This window comes from Kitasatospora sp. NPDC088351, assembly GCF_040685575.1.
Classification (GTDB): domain Bacteria; phylum Actinomycetota; class Actinomycetes; order Streptomycetales; family Streptomycetaceae; genus Kitasatospora.
Map to the genome: position 1 here is coordinate 72757 of NZ_JBFBIL010000025.1, position 18966 is coordinate 91722.

Annotated in this window: 12 protein-coding genes and 1 tRNA gene; 4 read left to right on the top strand and 9 right to left on the bottom strand. The window is 74.0% G+C overall.

Annotated elements, in window-relative coordinates:
* Positions 1-26: 26 nt before the first annotated feature.
* Complete coding sequence (locus AB0P06_RS19325; protein ID WP_363608809.1) at positions 27-1073, bottom strand: LLM class F420-dependent oxidoreductase; 1047 nt, start codon at positions 1071-1073, stop codon at positions 27-29.
* A gap of 221 nt (positions 1074-1294) precedes the next feature.
* On the opposite strand from AB0P06_RS19325, the gene AB0P06_RS19330 reads away from it, so the two are divergent.
* Both AB0P06_RS19330 and AB0P06_RS19335 read left to right on the top strand, forming a co-directional pair.
* Complete coding sequence (locus tag AB0P06_RS19330; RefSeq protein ID WP_363608811.1) at positions 1295-2275, top strand: aldo/keto reductase; 981 nt, start codon at positions 1295-1297, stop codon at positions 2273-2275.
* Positions 2276-2450: 175 nt separating this feature from the next.
* The gene (locus AB0P06_RS19335) at positions 2451-4775 is read left to right on the top strand and encodes an AAA family ATPase (protein WP_363608813.1); all 2325 of its coding nucleotides are present in this window, start codon (positions 2451-2453) and stop codon (positions 4773-4775) included.
* Between the two features lie 472 nt (positions 4776-5247).
* Here the strand turns inward: AB0P06_RS19335 and AB0P06_RS19340 are convergent, their stop codons facing one another.
* A complete protein-coding gene (locus AB0P06_RS19340) occupies positions 5248-5853 on the bottom strand; it encodes a hypothetical protein (protein ID WP_363608815.1) in 606 nt (201 codons plus the stop codon).
* Between the two features lie 418 nt (positions 5854-6271).
* Between AB0P06_RS19340 and AB0P06_RS19345 the strand changes: the two genes are divergently transcribed.
* Positions 6272-6481, top strand: a complete 210-nt coding sequence (locus AB0P06_RS19345) for a DUF5703 family protein (protein ID WP_363608817.1) — start codon at positions 6272-6274, stop codon at positions 6479-6481.
* A 243-nt stretch (positions 6482-6724) separates the two neighbouring features.
* Here the strand turns inward: AB0P06_RS19345 and AB0P06_RS19350 are convergent, their stop codons facing one another.
* From AB0P06_RS19350 to AB0P06_RS19360, 3 genes are all read right to left on the bottom strand, one after another.
* A complete protein-coding gene (locus tag AB0P06_RS19350; RefSeq protein ID WP_363608819.1) occupies positions 6725-7618 on the bottom strand; it encodes a chaplin in 894 nt (297 codons plus the stop codon).
* A gap of 295 nt (positions 7619-7913) precedes the next feature.
* Positions 7914-8159: a chaplin gene (locus tag AB0P06_RS19355; RefSeq protein WP_363608821.1), complete on the bottom strand. Its 246-nt coding sequence runs from the start codon at positions 8157-8159 to the stop codon at positions 7914-7916.
* A 275-nt stretch (positions 8160-8434) separates the two neighbouring features.
* The gene (locus tag AB0P06_RS19360) at positions 8435-9778 is read right to left on the bottom strand and encodes a M20/M25/M40 family metallo-hydrolase (protein ID WP_363608823.1); all 1344 of its coding nucleotides are present in this window, start codon (positions 9776-9778) and stop codon (positions 8435-8437) included.
* 292 nt (positions 9779-10070) lie between these two features.
* On the opposite strand from AB0P06_RS19360, the gene AB0P06_RS19365 reads away from it, so the two are divergent.
* Positions 10071-10158, top strand: a tRNA-Leu gene (locus AB0P06_RS19365).
* Positions 10159-10331: 173 nt separating this feature from the next.
* Here the strand turns inward: AB0P06_RS19365 and AB0P06_RS19370 are convergent.
* From AB0P06_RS19370 to AB0P06_RS19385, 4 genes are read right to left on the bottom strand one after another with little or no spacing between them, the layout of a single operon-like run.
* A complete protein-coding gene (locus tag AB0P06_RS19370) occupies positions 10332-11609 on the bottom strand; it encodes a TIGR02679 family protein (RefSeq protein ID WP_363608825.1) in 1278 nt (425 codons plus the stop codon).
* The gene (locus AB0P06_RS19375) at positions 11606-15838 is read right to left on the bottom strand and encodes a TIGR02680 family protein (RefSeq protein ID WP_363608827.1); all 4233 of its coding nucleotides are present in this window, start codon (positions 15836-15838) and stop codon (positions 11606-11608) included. The genes AB0P06_RS19370 and AB0P06_RS19375 overlap by 4 nt, the downstream gene beginning before the upstream one ends.
* Positions 15835-17178, bottom strand: coding sequence for a TIGR02678 family protein (locus tag AB0P06_RS19380; RefSeq protein WP_363608829.1), 1344 nt, complete (start codon positions 17176-17178; stop codon positions 15835-15837). Before AB0P06_RS19380 ends, AB0P06_RS19375 begins: the two co-directional genes overlap by 4 nt.
* Positions 17178-18890, bottom strand: coding sequence for a TIGR02677 family protein (locus AB0P06_RS19385; protein WP_363608831.1), 1713 nt, complete (start codon positions 18888-18890; stop codon positions 17178-17180). Before AB0P06_RS19385 ends, AB0P06_RS19380 begins: the two co-directional genes overlap by 1 nt.
* Positions 18891-18966: the final 76 nt, after the last annotated feature.

The window sequence follows — 18966 nt, forward strand, 5'->3', positions numbered from 1 at the left end:
CCCGGCCGGCGCCGGGGCGGTCGGGCTCAGGCCAGCCCGGCGCGCTCCAGGGCCGCGACGCCGGTGCGCAGCGCCGTGATCCGCTCGTCCAGGCCGAACCCGGACGGGGCCAGGGTGAGCGTGGTGACGCCCGCGTCGGCGTAGGCCTGCATCCGGTCCGCGATCCGGGCGGTGTCGCCGATCAGCGAGGTGGCGTCAATCAGGTCGTGCGGGACGGCCGCGGCGGCGCCCGCGTAGTCCTTGGCGAGGTACCGCTGCTGGATCTCGTCCGCCGCCTGCTCGTAGCCCATCCGCCGGGCGAGCTGGTTGTAGAAGTTCTTCTCCTTGCTGCCCATACCGCCGATGTAGAGCGCGGCGTACGAACGCTGGGCGTCGACGCCCGCGGCGACGTCCTCGCCGACCGCGATGGTGACGGTCGGGCAGAGGTCGAAGCCGTCCAGGCTCTGACCGGTCCTGGCGCGGCCGGCCCGCAGCGGGTCGACGGAGAGCGCGGCGTGCTCGGGCGAGAAGAAGATGCCGAGCCAGCCGTCGGCGATCTCGCCGGTCTGCTCCAGGTTCTTCGGGCCGATCGCGGCGATGTACAGCGGGATGTGCTCGCGCACCGGGTGCACGGTGAGCTTGATCGGCTTGCCGGGCCCGCCGGGCAGCGGCAGCGTCCAGTGGGCGCCCTCGTGGACCAGGCGCTCACGGGACATCGCCTTGCGGATGATCTCGACGTACTCGCGGGTGCGGGCCAGCGGCTTGTCGAACTTCACGCCGTACCAGCCCTCGGAGACCTGCGGCCCGGAGACGCCCAGGCCGAGCCGGAACCGGCCGCCGGAGAGGGTGTCCAGGGTGGCCGCCGTCATCGCGGTCATCGCCGGGGTGCGGGCCGGGATCTGGAAGATGGCCGAGCCGACGTCGATCCGTTCGGTCCTGGCCGCGACGAACGACAGCACGGTGGCCGCGTCCGAGCCGTACGCCTCGGCCGCCCAGCAGACCGAGTAGCCCAGCCGGTCGGCCTCTTCGGCGACCGCGATGTTGTCGGCGTCCATGCCGAGTCCCCAGTAGCCGAGGTTGATGCCCAGTCGCATGTGCCATGCCTTCCAGTCGGGTTGTCCGCGAGGGTAGCCGTGCGCCCGGCGGTCATGCTACTGGCCGGTAGTCGTGGGCCTGGTCACATTCGGGCGAGCCGGGCGAGTAGTGATCGTTCTGCGGGTCGGCCCATCTGTCCGGGCACCGGCCGCTACGCTCAGCCGACGTGGAGAAGCCTCTCCCCACCTGCACGTTTACCGGCCAGTGGAGGGCCCGTCCGATGGAAAAGCGTCACCTCGGCCGTACCGGGCTGCAGGTCTCCCGGCTCGGCCTCGGCACCATGGCCTGGGGCCGCGACACCGACGAGCACGAGGCCGCCGAGCAGCTCAAGGAGTTCGTGGACGCCGGCGGCAACCTGGTCGACACCGCCGATGTGTACGCCGACGGGGGCGCCGAGTACCTGCTCTCCCGGCTCACCGAGAACCTGATCCCCCGCTCCGAGCTGATCATCGCCACCAAGGCGGGCAGCGTCCCGGAGTCCGGCCGCCGCTTCGACGGCTCCCGCGGCCACCTGCTCACCGCCCTGGACGCCTCGCTCCGCCGCCTCGGCACCGACTACGTGGACCTCCTCCAGGTGCACGCCTTCGACCCGGCGACGCCGATGGAGGAGACGCTCAGCGCCCTCGACATCGCCGTGGCCTCCGGGCGCGCCCGGTACGTCGGCGTCTGCGACTACAGCGGCTGGCAGCTGGCCAAGGCCGCCACCTGGCAGCACGCCCACCACGGCCGCACGCCGCTGGCCGGGGCGCAGCTGGAGTACTCGCTGCTCCAGCGGGGCATCGAGCGCGAGGCACTGCCCGCGGCCCGGGACGCGGGCGTGGGCGTGCTCGCCTCCTCGCCGCTCGGGCGGGGCGTGCTCACCGGCAAGTACCGGCACGGCGTGCCGCAGGACTCGCGCGGCGCCTCGCCGTACCTGTCCGGCTTCGTCCAGCCGTACCTCGGGGAGCGCTCGCGGCGGATCGTGGACGCCGTCGCCACCGCCGCCGACGGGCTGGCCAGCAGCCCGCTCGCGGTGGCCCTGGCCTGGGTCCGGGACCGGCCCGGGGTGGCCAGCGCGCTGGTCGGCGCCCGGACGGTGGCGCAGCTGCAGGCGGCACTGTCGGTGGAGGCGCTTACGCTTCCGGGTGAGATCCGTGGTGCGCTCGACGACATCTCGTCGCCGGTGCACCGGTACCCGGACCAGGGGTGGACCGAGCTGTAGAACGGCCCGGGTGCGGTCCGCCTGTTCCCGGCCGCTCACCGACCAACTGAATCGACCGATCGACCGACCTGACCGACCGGGCCGCCGCGCGCGGCACGGCCGGCCCGACCACGCCGGCCGCGCCTGCGGCGGAGGCCCGGCGCCAGCAGTGGAGTGACCTTTCTTGGAGCGAACGATGAGTGACACGGAGAACGGCGCTCCGGAGGAGACCTCGGCGGGCGTGGACGGCGGCGACCAGGCGGGCGCGGACCGCGGCGACAAGGCGGCCGCCGTCGCGGCGGTGGCGGCGGCGATCCGGGCGATCGGGGCGACCGGGAAGCAGCAGATCGGCCCGGCGTCCGGAATCCCGGCACCGCAGGCCCCGGCACCGCAGGCCCCGGCACCGCAGGCCTCCTCCTCGCAGGCCCCGTCCTCGCCGAGCGCGGCGCCGCAGAGCACGGCGGCCCAGGGCACGGCGGCCCAGGGCCCGTCGTCCCCGACTCCGGTGGCGGCGGCCCCGGCCCCGGCCGGTGGAACCGCGCCGGCGGAGGCGGCCGGGCCGACGCCGCCCCGGGCGCACGCCGTGACGGACGAGCAGCGGGCACAGGCCCTGCGGGCCACCGCCGAGGTGCTGACCGCGGGCGGCGCACCCGCCGATCTCGCGTCCGCCGCCGTGGCCGAGTTCGGCGACGGCGCCGCCGAACAGCTGCGTGCCGATCCGTGGGCGGTGCTGTCCCTGCCCGGTGTCCGCCCCGAGCACGCGGACGGCTTCGCCCGCGGCCTGCTCGGCCCCGCCGCCGGCCCTGGCGACCCCCGCCGGGCCCAGGCGCTGGTGCCCTGGCTGCTGGAGCAGTCGGCGCTGCGCGGCCACTCCGCCGTGGAGATCGGCGAGGTCGCGGCCGGGCTCGACCGGCTCGGTCTGCCGGACTCCGCCACCGCGCTGCAGTCGGCGGTGGTGGACGGCCGGGCGATGGCCTTCCAGGAGGAGCTGACCGGGCCCGAGGCGCAGGCCGCCGTCGGCGGCGACGAGGACGACGAACCGCCGACCCGGACGCTGCTCACCCTGGAGCGGCTGGCGCTGGCGGAGGAGAGCCTGGCGGACGGGCTGGTCCGGCTGATGTCCACCTTTGCCCCCGGGGAGAACATCGACGTCGAGGCGGAGGCGGGCGAGGCGGAGGCCAGCGAGGCGGAGGCCAGCGAGGCGGAGGCCAGCGAGGCAGCGGAGGCCCACGAGGTGGCGGAGGCCCACGAGGTGGCGGAGGACGCGCCCGAGGAGGACGCGCCGGAGCCCGTCGCCCCCGGCCCGGCCGCCTGGGAGGCGGCCGCCGAGGCGGCGCCCTCGTCCTCCGCGACCGCCCTGATCCGCGCGGCGGCCGAAAGCGCCCTGGTCACCCACACCGGCGGCGAGGCCGCCCGGGCCGAACCCGCCGCCCTGCTGAACGCCGCCACCGGCCTCGGGCTGCGCGCCTGGGCCGCCACCTGGACCGACCAGGGCCGGGACAGCTTCGCCGCGCTCGTCACCGCGACGGGCGGCACGGCCGACGGCGCGGCCGACCACCCGCCGGTGCCGGTCGCCACCCTGGCCGAGCTGCTCTCCGGGGTGTCCGGCCCCGGCCGCTCCTCGGACGGCGCGCTCGCCCTGGACGTACTCGTCGTCCTGGACGCGCCGCTGCTGGACGTCGAACTGGCCGCCACCCTGCTGGAGTCGCTGGCCGACGGCACCCGCCTGGTCCTCAGCGGTGACCCGGGTCAGCTCTGGTCGGCCGGCCCGGGCCGCTTCTTCGCCGATCTGCTGGCCGCCCGGGTCTGCCCCTCGACGGCCTCCCGCACCCCGGACTTCGGCCCGATCGGCGAGCTGGTCTCCGGCGTCGGCATCGGTGAACTCCAGCCGGTGGAGGCGCCCGACAAGGAGGTGGTCATCCTGACCGCCAAGGACGGCGGCGAGGCCGTCCATCGCGCCGTCCAGCTGCTCACCGACTCCATTCCGCGCGCGCTCGGCATCCCCGCCGAGCAGGTGGTGCTGCTCACCCCCGGCCACGGCGGCACCGCCGGCACCCGGGCGCTCAACGCCGCCGCGAAGGCCCGGCTCAACCCCGGCCCCGGCCGCTTCGGAGGCTTCGACCCGGGCGACCGGGTGGTCGACTCCCCCGCCCCCGGCATCACCCGCCCGGCCCGGGTGCTCGACGGCGACGCCGCCGGCCTGCACCTGGAGTACGCCGACGGCGCCCGGCGCACCGTCCCGCCCGCGGAGGCCGGCCGGCTGCGGCACGGTTGGGCGCTGACCGTCCACCAGGCGGCCGGCCGCCGCTGGCCGGGCGCCGTGGTCGTGCTGCCCGACGACGCGGCCCAGGCGCTCACCCGGCAGTGGGTCTACACCGCCTTCGGTCGCGGCGAGCGCCATCTCTCCGTGGTCCACGCGGCCGGTCCGGCGCTCCCGCAGGCCGTCGCCGAGCGCCCGGCCCTGCCCCGGACGACCCGCCTGCGCTCGATCCTCGCCGAGAACGCCGCCCAGACGTACTGACCGTCGCTCACCACACCACGGGCGGGGCCCACGCGGGCCCCGGCCCGTCGGCATGCCCGCCCCGGACGCGGGCCGGGGCGGGACTGTCGCCGGGCCGGGGCTCGGGGCTCGGGGCTCGCCATAAAGCAGGCTCATGGCAACGGTGGATCAAACCTTGGACGCATGACCCAGACCGGCGGAGCACTGCGCCGGCTCTGACGCCGCCCGCGTTGCGAAAGAAACGTCCGAAACCACGCGCCCCCGCAGAAACGTTCGGGCACCATCGCGGCCGGCCTCGCCGGTCTGCTCGTCGCCCGGGCCGCGGTCGGCACCGCCCGAGCCGCCGCCGCGTCGCGTGCCTTCCGCTTCGAACGCCTTGTCGGATCCTGGCCGCGCGCTGTCGGACGAACGGTCGGGGGCGGTACCCGGACCTTCCGTCCCGGTACCGCCCCCGACCGTGTGGCAGGCGCAGGCGCACCCGCGCCCGCCCCGGTCAGTCGTCGGGGTCCTCGTCGTCGTAGACCTCGCTGACGTCGAACCGGCAGATCAGCAGCTGCGGGTCGGCGTGCTCGAACGGCTCCGGCAGCCACTCCCCCGGCTCGGTCGGCTCGGCGGCGGCGACCCAGAGCGTCGAATCGGCCTCCTCCAGGCCGAACTCCTCGCTTCGGGCGGCGATCTCGTCCGGCTCGTACTCGCCGAACAGCACACCGATCGCGGCGTTCACCCCGCTCGTCCCGCCCCCGCCCGGGGTCAGCGAGTCGTCCAGCCGCTCGGCCTGGGCGCGCAGCCGCTTCGAGTCGACGATGTGGTAGTCGCGGCGGATCAGCACGCTGATCGCCTCGGGCTGTTCGGGGCCATGGAAGCCGCCCGGGCCCTCGTCACCGGGGACCTCGAAGGGGGTCACCTCGTCGTAGACCTCGTAGAGGAGTTGGTCGTAGGCGATGGCCGCCGTCGCGAGCTGCTCGTAGGCGGCGAACACAGCGGGATCGTCCGCTGCGCTGGGGCTTGACACCGCTTCCAGATGACGGTCGATGGCGGCCTTGACCGCCTCGGCGGCGGCGCGTACCTCGGCAATGGTGGGCTGCGCGGCATCAGACATGGTGCAGACGCTATCTCCCCTCGGCGTCACCACGCACAGCGGTTGTCACCTACACCCGCGATTTCACCGCAACTTCCCCCCTGATGTCCGATCCGCGTGCTTCTGTGCCCGCGCACGCCCTGTGCGAGGGGCGCGAAACGGCACTGCGGGGTCCGCCCGGTGCCGCTTCGCGAGCCGTGTTCCGGGTATCCCGTCAGCAGGAGAAGCAAAGCTGACGAACGGTCAGGCGGGCGGGTGGCCGACGGACGGAAAGCGGCCGGCAGCGGGCCGGCCCACGGACGGCTGCGGGCCCGCTGCGGGCCGACGGGCTCCGGAGGGAGCGCGCAAGGGGCGCGTGGGGAGCGAGGCCGAAAATACCCGGCCGGTTGTCGGAGGCAGGCCGTAGGCTTGCCCGCAGGTGTCCCTCAGGAGGAGCGTTTTGACCCCACCGAAGCCGGTCCGGCAGCCGGAGTACGAGTACCAGTCGCTGCGCATGCCGCGCGGCACCAGCCGCAACGCGGCACGCCAACTGCTCACCGAGCACGCCGAGTACGGGCACTGGGAGCTGGACAGACTACGCCTGTTCCCCGACGGCAGCCGGACGGTGCTGCTGCGGCGGCGGATCATCCGGCAGGTCAGGAGCTGGTGACGGGCGCACCGCCCCGAACCTTTCCCACCCCGGGCACTCCCCCCGGGCGTTCACGGTCTGGGTGTCACTGCCCGGCCGCCCTGCCCCAACCCTTCCGGCCCCGGCCCGTCCGACACCGACTTCCCAGGTGCCGAGCCCGTCCTGAGGGCTCCCTGAGCATTCACGCGCCCTGCGGCCGTCCGTTCTGTCCGACGGCCGCGGGGCGCGCGACATCGACCGCCGCCTCCGATCGAGGCGCCCGGCTCAGCGCGCGCCGGCGCGGGAACGGCGGTAGAGGACGCCACCACCGAGCAGCAGCGCCAGACCGGCCGCGCCGAGCAGCTCGGTGCTGCCCGCGCCGGTCGCCGCCAGCTGGCCACCACCGGGCGTGGAGCCCTTGGTGACGCCCGAGACCGGAGTCGCCGAGCCGCTCGGGCTACTGGCCGGGGTCGTGCGCGTGCCAGGGGTCACCGGCGGGGTGGGGGTGGGGGTGACCGACCGCGGAGTGGGCGGCGGGGTCTCCCCGGTGGGCGGAGAGGTCGGCGTGCACGGCTGGCCGGGGCAGGGCGTCGGCGAGGGCGAGACGCACTCCTCGGAGCACTCGTGGTGCGGCGGGGCCACCGGGGCACTCACATTGCCGCAGCCGTTGCCGAACGCGGGGTTGCCGACGCCGACCACGTCGACGGTGTTGCCGCAGGCGTTGACCGGGATGTCCACGGGCGCCTGGACGCTGTTCCCGGAGAGCACACCGGGCGAGCCCGCCGCCGTTCCGGAGGCCGAGGCCCCGGAGGCGGTCTGGCCGAAGGAGGCCTGACCCGCGCCCGCGGTGCCCGAACCCGCGTGACCGGAGCCCGCGGTGCCCGAACCCGCGGTGCCCGAACCCGCGTGGCCGGATCCGGCCCCACCGGGGTGCCCGCTGACGTTGGCGCAGTGGTTGCCGTACGCCGGGTTCAGCAGGCCGATCACGTCGACGGTGTTGCCGCAGGCGTTGATCGGCACCTCGATCGGCACCTGCACCGAGTTCCCGGAGGCCACGCCCGGCGAACCGGCCGCGACCCCCTGCGCGTCGGCGCCCGCATAGGCGTAGCCGGCGGCCGAGGCCAGAACGCCACCGGCGGCCACAGCCGTGAGGAGCCCCTTCTTGGCTACATTCCTCATATTTTCCCCTGACATATTGAGACGACAGGACGACCTGCTGAAAGTCGGAATTTCCGAATGGATAGCAAGGTCTCCGCGTGCACACGGAATAACGAAGGTCCGGCGGAGAAGTTGGGAGAAACAAACCTCTTTCACCCGATCGAGGGATGACCCCGACCACCCCCGAGGGAACCCCGCCCGGCCCTGAGCAGGCAAGCGCCCCCGGTGCGGCGTTTCCGCCACCCGGGGGCCGAGCGAGTCGATCCGATGATCAGCCGATCATGCGGTCAATCGGGCGCTCAGAAGCCTGCGCGACTCAGAAGTTGGCGCAGTGGTTGCCGAACGCCGGGTTCAGCACACCGATCACGTCGATGGTGTTGCCGCAGAGGTTCACGGGGATGTGCACCGGGACCTGGATCTGGTTGCCCGAGACGACGCCCGGGGAGCCGGCGGCCACACCGTTGGCGGCGGCGCCACCGTGAGCGGACGCGATACCGGCGGCGGCCAGCACCAGGCCGCCGGTGGCGGCGGCAACGGCGGCGATCTTCTTGACCTTCATCATTCCTCCTGTATGGATAACGCGACCCGTTCGGCGGGCTGCATAGGAGTGAACGAGAGTGTGGCAAACGGGGTACGGAGCGCTCCGCCCATTCACCCGCAACGGTGATTCACCGCACATATGATCGACCCGAATAGTCAAGCAGAATCGTTTCTGTCGATCTTCTCCTCGCTGTCCCAAATCATTAGCTCGGACAATGCGGTCGGCCCGCCCCCGGCACTCCGGGGACGGGCCGTCCGGTCACTGCGCCCGGCTCGCGCCGGCCCGGCGGACCTCGGTCAGCAGGCGTCGATGAACCGGTCCAGCACCCGAACGCCGAACTTCAGACCGTCCACCGGCACCCGCTCGTCGACACCGTGGAACATCCCCGCGAAGTCCAGCTCCGGCGGCAGCTGGAGCGGCGCGAAGCCGAAGCAGCGGATGCCGAGGTCCTGGAACGACTTGGCGTCCGTGCCGCCGGAGAGGCAGTACGGCACGGCCCGCGCGATCGGGTCCTCCGCCCGCAGCGCGGTCTGCATCGCCTCGACCAGCGCCCCGTCGAAGCTGGTCTCGATCGCCTTGTCCGAGTGCAGGCTCTCGCGCTTCACCCGCGGGCCGAGCACGCTGTCCAGCTCGGCCAGGAACTCCTCCTCGTAGCCGGGCAGGAAGCGCCCGTCCACGTGCGCCGTCGCCTGCCCGGGGATCACGTTCACCTTGTAGCCGGCGCCGAGCATGGTCGGCTGGGCGGTGTTGCGCAGCGTGGTGCCGATCATCTTGGCGATGCCGCCCAGCACCCGCAGCGTCTCGTCCATGTTCTCCGGGTCGAGCTTGACGCCGAGCGCGTCCGACAGCTCGTCCAGGAAAGCCCGGACGGTCTTGGTGATCCGCAGCGGGAAGGTGTGCCGCCCGAGGCGGGCCACCGCCTCGCACAGCTCGGTGATGGCGTTGTCGTCGTTCTCCATCGACCCGTGCCCGGCCCGGCCCTCGACCGTGAGCCGCATCCAGTGCATGCCCTTCTCGGCCGTCTCCACCAGGTACAGCCGGACCTGGTCGTTGACGGTGAAGGAGAAGCCGCCGACCTCGCCGATGCCCTCGGTCACACCCTCGAACAGGTCCGGGTGCTTGTCCACCAGGTACCGGGCGCCGTACGTGCCGCCCGCCTCCTCGTCCGCGACGAAGGCCAGCACCAGGTCACGCGGGGGCTTGCGGCCGGTGCGCAGGCGGTCGCGGACCACCGCCAGCGTCATCGCGTCCATGTCCTTCATGTCGACCGCGCCGCGCCCCCAGACACAGCCGTCCGCGATCTCGCCCGCGAACGGGTCGTACGTCCAGTCCGCGGCATTGGCCGGCACCACGTCGGTGTGGCCGTGGATCAGCAGACCCGGGCGCGAGCGGTCCTCCCCCTCGATCCGGACGACGGTCGAGGCGCGGCCCTTGGCCGACTCGAAGATCTGCGGTTCGATCCCGAACTCGGCAAGCTGCTCGGCCACGTACTCGGCGGCCTTCCGCTCCCCCGGCCCGGAACCGTCACCGTAGTTGCTGGTGTCGATCCGGATCAGATCGCGGCAGATCCCGGCGACCTCCGACTCGGCCGTCACCTTCGGCGCCGCCGCCCGCTCCGTCGACTCGCTCCGCTCGCTCACGGTCACTCCTCGTCTCTGCCCGCACGGACGCGACAGCGCGCCACCCCCAGGACCTGCACCCAGGTCGTACGAGCACGTCCGCCCATCCTCCCCCAGCCCCCCACCCGGATCCACCCCGCGAAGCCCGCGGACACCTCCCGAAACCCCCTGGTCACACCCCCGCCACACGCCACCACCAGCCCCCGCCACCGGCCCCGCACCCCCACCCCCGGCCGTTTTGGGACCGCCAGCCGATCTTTGCTACAGTTACATCTGTCAGCGCGACCGACAAGGCCGCAAAGACAAACACCCTGTCCGGGTGGCGGAATGGCAGACGCGCTAGCTTGAGGTGCTAGTGCCCTTTATCGGGCGTGGGGGTTCAAGTCCCCCCTCGGACACCAGCAAGGCCCCTGTTTATCAGGGGTCTTTTGCTTTTCCTGGCTGCGGCGTGACCACCCGCGCGACCAACCGCCCAACAAGTGGCGCCGGGCATTGGCGGAAACGCATCAGGGGTGGCGTACACCTAGATCGTGATAGTCCCTGGCGTTCCGCGCGATACCTGCCGGACGGGCTGTCAGGTCAGGTCGTCGAGGAGCAGGTGCAGGGCGGACTCCTCGTGCAGGGCGGTGCCGAGGGTGGTCATCGCGGGAGCGAGGGAGTGGTCCCAGGTCGCGGGCACGGGTGGGCCGGACAGTGGGAGGGGCGGGCTGCCCTGGGCGCGGGTGTGGGCGGCGAGGTGGGTGTAGTCGGCGGCGGTCATGCGCCAGGGATGGGCGCGGTAGCGCTGGATGAGGCGGTTGGCGAGGGCGATGCCCGGCCAGTCGAAGTCTCCGTGGTAGGCGAGTTCGCAGCCGGCGGCGGCGAGCGCGTCGAGGAGTTCGAGGACGACGGTGGCCGCGCTACCGGAGGTGCAGACCAGTGGTGCCGTGCGGGCGGCGTCGGCGGCGGCTTCGACGACCCGCGGGTTCTCGCAGATGTGGATCCGCGTGCCCGGTGCGGGTGCGGGGTCGAGGGAGCGGAGTTCCCGCAGGGTGAGGTGGGTCTCGGTGTGGTGGTCCGCCCGCTCGCGCAGGGCCCGTTCGCGCCAGCCGTTGGAGACGGGGCGCAGGCCGTAGGTGAGGACGGTGCTGGACACCTCGTCGGGCGAGACGGACACGAGGCGCCAGAGGGAGCGGCGGCTCGGGGCGTCGGGGGGCGGCGGTTCGTCGTGAGCGAGAGCGATGCCACGCAGGACGAACCGGGAGAGCAGGGTGTCGTCGTCGAGACCGTGTGCGGTGCCGGTGACGAGGGAGGCGAGTTCGCCTCGCCCGCGGGGCTGGTCCGCGGCGTCCCCGCCGGTCAGGAGCAGACCCAGGACGTGGATCGCCTGCCGGAGGAGGTCCTTGGCGTCCTCGTGCCCGAGACGGCCCGGGGTGCCGCCGCGGCGGATGTCGGTCAGCCAGCGGTCCGCCCACTCCTGGCCGGCGAGGGGGGAGGAGGCCAGCGTGCCCGCCGCCGACTCCCAGAGGTCGGCGCGCTGCGCGTGGACGGTGGCGCGGGCGGCGCGACGGTCGGTGAGGGGGCCGCCGAGTTCGCCGGCCGCGTGAACCAGGCCGCACTGGGCCGCCGTGACGCGCAGGCGGGTGTCCAGGTCGGCGAGCCGTACGGTGGCCTCGGTGCGGGTGACCGGACGGCCGAGCAGCAGGGAGAGCGCCTCGCGTTCCGACGGGTCGAGCCCGGTGAGGCGGATGCTTCCGGTGGCCTGGAGGCCGTTGCGTTCCAGCCGGGCGCGGACGGCGGCCCACAGCCGCGCGAGGCCGGGCCTCGACAGCCAGTCCCTCACCTCCGCGGGCAGCGCGCGGGGGCTGTTCACACGTCCACCAGTCGGCGGCTGCGGCCGTTCCAGGTGTAGTGGAGGGTCGCGACGCCCCGGTGGTGCGGGTCCCGCAGGCATTCGTAGATGTGCAGGGACGGCACGTCGGGCCAGTTGCCCATCAGCCGCTCGCTGGTGAGGACGAAGTCCAGGTCGAGGTCGACGAGGATGCGGCCGAGCCGGGCGTGGGTCGGCTCGTCGACCTTGGCGAAGGCGTCGTCGAGCAGTATGAGGCGCGGGGCCTGGGGGGCCGACTCCGCGAGGGTGGTGAAGTGGGCCGCCGCCGCGGCGAACAGCACCAGGTAGGACAGGACGCGCTGCTCGCCCTGGCTCAGGCCGGTGCGCCCGGTGAACTTGCGTCTGCGGACGGCCGCGGAGTCGTCGATGACCCACGGCTGGAAGGTGAACCAGGAGCGGTAGTCGAGCGCGGTCCGCAGGTGGGCGGCGTACCCGGCGGCGGGGTCGGCCCGGCGGGCGTCCTCGATGCGCCGCTGAAGCACCTCGCGCAGTTGCTCGGACTGCTCACGGGTCCGCAGACCGGACGGGCCGCGCAGCAGTTCCACCGCCGCCCGGACGTCGGCGTCCACGGTGTCGGCCAGCCGCCAGTCGAGTTCGACGCCGAGGCCGTGCGAGGTGCGGACCGAACGAAGGGTGTCGTTCAGGGCGTTGACGAGGGCTCCGGCGGCCAGCACCTGGCTGGAGAGGTTGTCGCCGAGCTCTCCGGTGAGGAAGCGCTGGAAGACGTCGCGTTCGCGCTCGGTGAGCCGGGCCCGGGCCTCGCTCGCCTGCGCGGCGATGCGTTCACCGACCAGCGCGACGTCGTGCTGCCCCGTGTCGTCGACGAGGCGGCAGACCTTGACTCCGTCGGGTTCCTCCAGCGCGGCGTCGTAGCCGCCGGCGAGTTGGTCGCGCAGGTCGTTGAAGCGGTTGAGCAGCGTGGTGTCCGAGATGTCGCGTCGTTCGGGATCGAGTGAGCCGCGGAGGTGGTCGAGGAGTCCGCGCAGCGCCTTGAGCCGGGTGCGCGCGTCGTCGTGTGCCGGGTCGGGTGTCGTCAGTTCGGCGGTGCGGTCGGCCAGGCCGGCGCCGCGCAGGACTTCGGGGGCCGCGAGCGCGGTGCGCAGTTCCCGGCCGCGGTGGATCACGGCCGTCTCCTGGGTCGCGAGGTCGCTGCGGCGGACCTGTTCGTCCTGTTCGGCCCGCACCCGCTCGTCGTGGAGGTCCGCCGCTTTGGCCTCGGCCCTGGGCAGTTGGTCGGCGGCGGCCACGAGGCGGCGGCGGATCGTGTCCTCGGCGGCGAGGAGCTGTTGTTCGGAGGCGCCGACGGTCTCCTCGAGCGTGCGGATCTCGCGCCGGGCCTCGGTCAGGTCGGCACGGCGCCCCGCATAGGCGGAGTCCGCGGCCGAGCGACGGGTACGGGCTTCTTCGAAGCCGTCGCGTTCCGCCCGGTGGTCGGTCACGGTCCGCGCCGCGGCGAGGAGGTCGCGGCGCAGGCGCACCGTGCCGGCCGTCAGGTCGCGGAGGGCGTCGCGCACGGTGTCCAGCAGGGCCGGGTCGACCGGCAGGGCGTGTGCGGTGGCGGTCGCCTCGGCCTGCCGCCGGGCCGCCACGCTCGCGGCCCGGGCCTCGGCCGCCTTCGTCGCCGCCCTGGCCGTGGCCTGGACGAGAACGTCCTCGGCGAGTTCGGCCGCGGCCAGGTGGGCCCAGGCATCGGTGAGCGGCCGGGTTCGCGGCAGGTCACGGAGGGCGGTCGTCAGCGCGCCCAGCCGTTCCGACAGCTCGTTGAGGCGGGCTTCCTCCTCGGCCAGCGCGTCCTGTGCGGCCGCGATGCGGTCGGCGAGTTCGGCGATGTGCCGGCGGCGGGTGGCGGCCCGCTGCTCCGCGCCGACGTACTCGGCCCGCGCCTTCGTGTACGCGCCCTGTGCGACGCCAAGCCGCCACCGGCCGTCGGGGCTGATCGCGCTGTGAGCGGTCGCGTCGAAGGGCGTGCCGGCCGGTACCAGGTGGATGGAGGCCAGCAGGGCCTCGATCCGGCCGGCCGTCACGGCGCTGCCGGGTGCGACGACCGGGCGCAGCGCCGCGGCGAGGGTCGGCCCTTCGGTGACCTCGGCGCCGGGGCGGAGCAGGGTGTCCTGGGTGAGCGGGTCGAGCAGGGCGCCCTCGGCGGTGATCCAGGCGTCGAGAAGCCCGCCGGCTTCGAGTGCCGCCTCCAGTCCGGCCTGGTCCGGTGCGGTCAGGCCGTCCGCGAAGTCGACGGCCCGGTACAGCGGTGCTCCGGTCGGCCCGGACCGGGCGGAGCCCCGGTGCGCGGGGCGCGGCGGTTCCGGGTCCGTCCGCTGTTCCCACTCGCGCTTCTCACGGACCAGGGCGTCGAGCGTGAGGGACAGGTTGTGAACCCGGGGGGTCGTCCGGTCGCGTTCCCCCGCGAGCCTGTCCAGGACGGGGTTGACGCTCCGCTCGGCGGTCTGTGCCACGTCCTCCCAGACCTCGGCGGGGAGCGCGCGGTCGGCGAAGGACCCGTCGCCGGACCCGTCGCTGGACTCATCGCGCGCGACCACCGCGCGGACATCGTCCAGAGGCACCCCGGCCAGGCGCTCCAGGCGCTCCGCCCAGGCGGAGACCTGCGCCGCGTACCCGTCGCCGGCTGCCAGCACCGCCCGGCGGCGCTGCCCGGCCCGCTCGGTGGCCTGCTCGGCCTGCTCGCCCAGGCGTTCGCGTTCCACATCCGCGTCGCGCGCCGCGACGGCGGCGTTACGGGACTCGGCCAGCAGACCGGCGAGCTCGCCGACCGTTCTCATCCTGGCCTTGGCGACCGGTTCCGCGGCCGCCAGCGACGCGTCCCACCGCCGCAGCTCCCCTGCCAGCGCCACCGTGTCGTACGCCGCCACCCGGTCCCGGCCGACCGGATGGGCGACGCCGTCGGGATCGAGGATCTCCTCCTCGCCGGCGGGTGTGAGGACGACCGGCGGGACCGCGGCCGGCTCTCCCAGGTGAGCCGGACCGATGCCGGACCTCTCCGCCGCGTCGCGCAGCTCCCGGTGTGACTCGCCCAGTCGGCGCAGCCCGGTGCCGACCCGTTCCGCTCCGGCGGACACGGCGGCGCCGGCGGCATGCTCCCCTTCGTGGGCCACCCGCAGCATCTCGAACGCCGTCCCGGCCGCGACGCGCACGGCCTCCACCGTCCGGCGGCGCTCGCCGAGTTCCTGCAGGCTGCGGTAGCCGGTGCTCTGGCGCAGGGCGGCGAGGTCGGCCCTGGCCTCCTCCTGCTCCGTGCGCAGCTGGTTCCGGATCTCCGTGGCCGCGGTCTCCTCGGCCCTCAGCCCGCCGACGAGTTGAGCCGCTTCGCCGGCCGCTCTACGCCGGGCGGCGAGGGTGTCCAGCTCACTGTCGACGGCGCCGGCACGCCGGCGCAGCACCCCGTGCAGGTAGCCCCGGTAGCCGCCGAGGAAGTGCCGCAGCGCGGCGTCGGTCTTCTCCAGCCGTCCGAGGTCGTCGCGGACGCTGTCGAGGTCGTCGAGGTTGCGGGCGACCTTCTCGACCACGTCCTCGTCGAGTGCGGGGAGGGTCTCGCTGAGGACGGTGACCAGGCCGCCGGACTCGATGCGGTCGCCGATCGTGGGGCGGCGGAGCCGGTGGAGCAGCTGGGTGAGGTTGCGGTAGCGCGCGCTGTCGGTGAGGCCGAAGAGGTCCCGGGCCACTCTCGCCCGGTGGTCGGCGGGCCGTTCCAGGACGTTCTCCGCGCCGACGGCGGCGCGCAGCCGGTCGAGCGGCAGCGGCTGCCCGGCCTCGGCGAGGAGCAGTTCCTCGCCCACGCGTCGGGTGGTGGTGAAGAAGTGCGGCTTGGCGGTGCCGGTGGATTTCGAGGCGCGGACGGCGGCACCGACGGTGAGGAACCGCTCGGTGCCCTCGTCGTCGGTGCGGCGGAACTCGACCCACAGATAACCCATGCGGTTGGTCTGTTCGAAGCCGTCGAGCATCAGCCAGGCGAGGGTGGTGCGGCCCGTTCCGGTGGCGTCCAGGGCCCGGGCGTCGCCGTCGAGGAGATAGGGCAGCAGCATCTCCAGGGCTTTGGACTTCCCTGCGCCGTTCTTGCCGCGCAGCAGCAGCCGTCCGTCGCCGAAGCGGAACTCCTGTTCGTCGTACTGCCAGACGTTGCGGATGCCGGCCCGGTGCAGCCGGAAGCGGTGGGTGGCGTGGTCGTGCGGTGCGGCGGGCGCGGACTGGCGGCTCACGAGGTCGGGTCTTCCTGAATCGGTGCTGTCTTCGGGCCGGTGCCGGCCGGCGGGCGTTCGGTCTGCCGGACCGAGACGGTTGTGGCGTAGCGTGCGGCCGCGGCGAGCAGCACCTGGCCGCCGGCGGGGTGGCCGCGTGCGGCCAGTACCTCCGTGACGGGTCTGCCGTCCGACGAGCCGGTCCCGTAGTCCTCCGGGACTCCGTGGCCGTCGGAGCGGAGCGGGCCCGCGGGAGCGACCAGCCGCATCCGGGTGAGCAGGTCGAGCGCGTCGGCGCGCAGTGCGGCCGGGTCGTCCAGGTAGCCGCGCTGCCAGTTGCCGCGCCGCCCGTACTCCTCGATCAGATCGCGGAGGATCTCGTCGGGGAGCCCCGGCGGGATGGGCACGCCGATGGCCAGCCGGCCGCCGACGGCCGGGTGGCCGGCGTGCTCGGGCCGGAGGTGGCGGACGAGCCGTTCCACGAGCAGGAGCGCGGCCTGGGCGACCGTCCCGGTGCCGGGGAAGGGGAGGTCCGTCAACTCGTCGTCCGCGTCGACCAGGGCGACTCCTTCGGCCCGGATCTCGGCCTCCAGGCCCAGCAGTTCGGAGAAGGCCTGTGCCTCCCTGCGCTGTCGGGTGCGGAGCCACTCGCGCTCACCGTCGGTGAGATCGTCGAGGTAGACGACCGGTGTCTCGACCAGGCGCCGCCGCACATAGGTGCGTGGTCCGCCGAACCCGGGATCGGCGGCGCGCCGGATCAGGTCGGCGCCGTCGCGGCTGCGCGCCAGCGGGCCGGCGGTGATCGACCTCGCGATCTCGCGGTCCACCGTCAGCAGTGCCTCGCCCCCGAGCTCCTCCGTCACCGACCCGACGCTGCCCTCGGTCTCGGTCAGCACGCCCCAGTCGACCAGCTGTCGCAGCGCGGCGGCGAGAGTCCGCTTCTCGGCCTGCCGGCCGGTGTCGGCGAGTTCCAGGCCCGCGTCCACCGCTGCCGCGCGCAGGTCCGCCACCAGGTGCGACAGCAGGATCTGCTCGGGTGCGGTCACCAGGACCGCGAGGGCGAGGGTGAGGTAGGCGTAGGTGCGGGGGGTGAACGGCGTACCGGTGGAACGGACCAGGCGGTGGCCGGCTCCGGGGCCGAGCCCGGCTTTGAACAGGCGGGCGAACGAGGCCTCCACCAGCAGCCGGTATCCCAGCACCTGTTGGAAGCGCTGGGAGAGCCAGTCCGCGTGCCGCCGGATCAGGGGGAAGGTGTCGGAGTGGGGTCCGTCGGCCGTCACCAGCGGGTGGGCGAGGAGCAGCCGGGCGGCGGCCCGGCGCTCGGCGGCCAGGGCGACATCGTGTGCGGAGGGCAGGACCATCAGGCGCCCACCTCCGCCGCGGCGGTCGGCCGGGCTGCGTCCGGGAAGGCGGGGCCCGGCAGGGCGGGGACGCCGTACCCGGTGACCGCGATCTCCAGATCGTCCACCGTCAGATCGCCGTCCACGGAGTACAGCACCGAAGCGGCGCCGGTGACCCGCCGGGCGGTCAGCCCGATGTCCAGTTCGGCGTCGCCCGCGGAGATGTCGTCCAGTGCGAAGTCGGGCGCCCCACCGGCTCCGTGAACGGATCGGCGCAGCTGGGCGTTGCCGAGGGCGGAGGCCAGCAGCTCCAGCAGCAGCGCCATCGCGGCGGCCGTCAGCCGGACCTGCCCGAACCGGCCGGAGGCGCTGCGCAGTTCGTCGGCCGCGGCCTGCCGGGCGGCCGCCCGGGCCTGGGCCTCCTCCAGCAGACGCCGCTTCTGCGCGGAGTGGTCCTCGACGGCGGCGGTACGGCCGCGCTGAGCACGGCTCCCCCGCTCGCGCAGGGCCACCGGCACGTCGGCGACCGGCCCGCTCCACCAGCTGACGTAGGCGGGCACGGCCCCGTCCGGGTCCGGTGCCACCCCCAGGTGGCGGGCCCCGTAGAGGCCGAACGCGGCGACCGCGAGATCGTGCGCGCCGTCCGGGTCGGCGGCGTCGAACCAGGCCGCGAGCCGGAGCAGGTCCCGGCGCCTCGACATCTCTCCCGACGCCGAGCGCAGCATGCGCTTGGCATTGGCCAGGAGGGACTGAAGGGCCCGGAGCGTGGCGTCCCGGAGCTGGTCGACCTGGCTGCCCTGGCCGTCGGCGGCGACGAACCAGCCGCGCAGGCCTTCCCAGTCCGCGAGCTCCCGCCCGCGACTGCGCTGGACCTTCGTCGCCGCCGGCCCCGGGGCTCCGGACGGTCCCGGGGCTCCGGACTGGCCCGACGGGAGCCCGGTCAGGCCGACCGCGTGCTCGTCGATCCGCTGGAGCAGCCCCGGCAGAGCGGGCCAGAGCTCCGCGAGACTCGCCGCGATCCTCGGTGACCGGAAGGACACGTCCTCGGTGATGGCCTCCACGTAGTCGAGCAGCAGGCCCTTGAATCCCTGGTACTCGCCTCCGTCCAGGTCGTAGCGGGTCAGCACCTGACCGAGGTACGCGTAGAAGTCCCGTACGGACTCGGCGAACTCCGCGAACTGCACGAACAGGGTGCTGACCTGCTCCAGCGCCTCCTGCGGATCGGCCCCGCCCGGCCGCCGCACGGCGGAGACGAGCTCGCGCAGCCCCCGGTCCACCAGTGCGAGCAGCTCACTGCTCACCTCACGGGCGGCATCCGCTCCCGCGAGCACCTCGTCGGCGTCCCGCTGTACCCGCTCGCCGAGCTTCGAGAGCTGGTACCGCGCCCGCGAGCGCTGGTACTCGGTGATGCTGGCCGCCTTGACGGCGTGCGTGCTGCGCAGCAGGTTGCCCCACTTCACCAGCTGTTCCAGCCTGGCGGTGACCGTCTCGGAGTCGAGCGGCCCGGTCGGGGCGCCGTCCGCCGCGAGCTTGGTCAGGACGTCCGGGACCGCCAGATCGGCGAGCAGGGTGGAGCAGAACACCCGCATGACCGCCACGTACTCCTGGCGCTCGGGCGCGCTCAGATAGGCGTACGCGGTCAGACGCTGCCAGAGCCGGTCCTCGTCGGCCCCGCCCTCCGGCGGCACCGCACCGTCTGAGTGACTCCGTGGCTGGTGGGACTGCTGCTCCATGCGGGTGAGGGTAGCCTCTGACGCCGACGATTCGGGCCCGACCGATGGAATCGGACGCATTCCAGCGGAGCCGAGC

What these genes read in the sequence shown, in the direction of transcription:
- AB0P06_RS19335 (WP_363608813.1), top strand. Translation starts at nt 2,451, where the DNA reads ATGAGTGACACGGAGAACGGCGCTCCGGAGGAGACCTCGGCGGGCGTG.
- AB0P06_RS19385 (WP_363608831.1), bottom strand. Translation starts at nt 18,890, where the DNA reads ATGGAGCAGCAGTCCCACCAGCCACGGAGTCACTCAGACGGTGCGGTG.
- AB0P06_RS19380 (WP_363608829.1), bottom strand. Translation starts at nt 17,178, where the DNA reads ATGGTCCTGCCCTCCGCACACGATGTCGCCCTGGCCGCCGAGCGCCGG.
- AB0P06_RS19340 (WP_363608815.1), bottom strand. Translation starts at nt 5,853, where the DNA reads ATGTCTGATGCCGCGCAGCCCACCATTGCCGAGGTACGCGCCGCCGCC.
- AB0P06_RS19325 (WP_363608809.1), bottom strand. Translation starts at nt 1,073, where the DNA reads ATGCGACTGGGCATCAACCTCGGCTACTGGGGACTCGGCATGGACGCC.
- AB0P06_RS19355 (WP_363608821.1), bottom strand. Translation starts at nt 8,159, where the DNA reads ATGATGAAGGTCAAGAAGATCGCCGCCGTTGCCGCCGCCACCGGCGGC.
- AB0P06_RS19350 (WP_363608819.1), bottom strand. Translation starts at nt 7,618, where the DNA reads ATGAGGAATGTAGCCAAGAAGGGGCTCCTCACGGCTGTGGCCGCCGGT.
- AB0P06_RS19330 (WP_363608811.1), top strand. Translation starts at nt 1,295, where the DNA reads ATGGAAAAGCGTCACCTCGGCCGTACCGGGCTGCAGGTCTCCCGGCTC.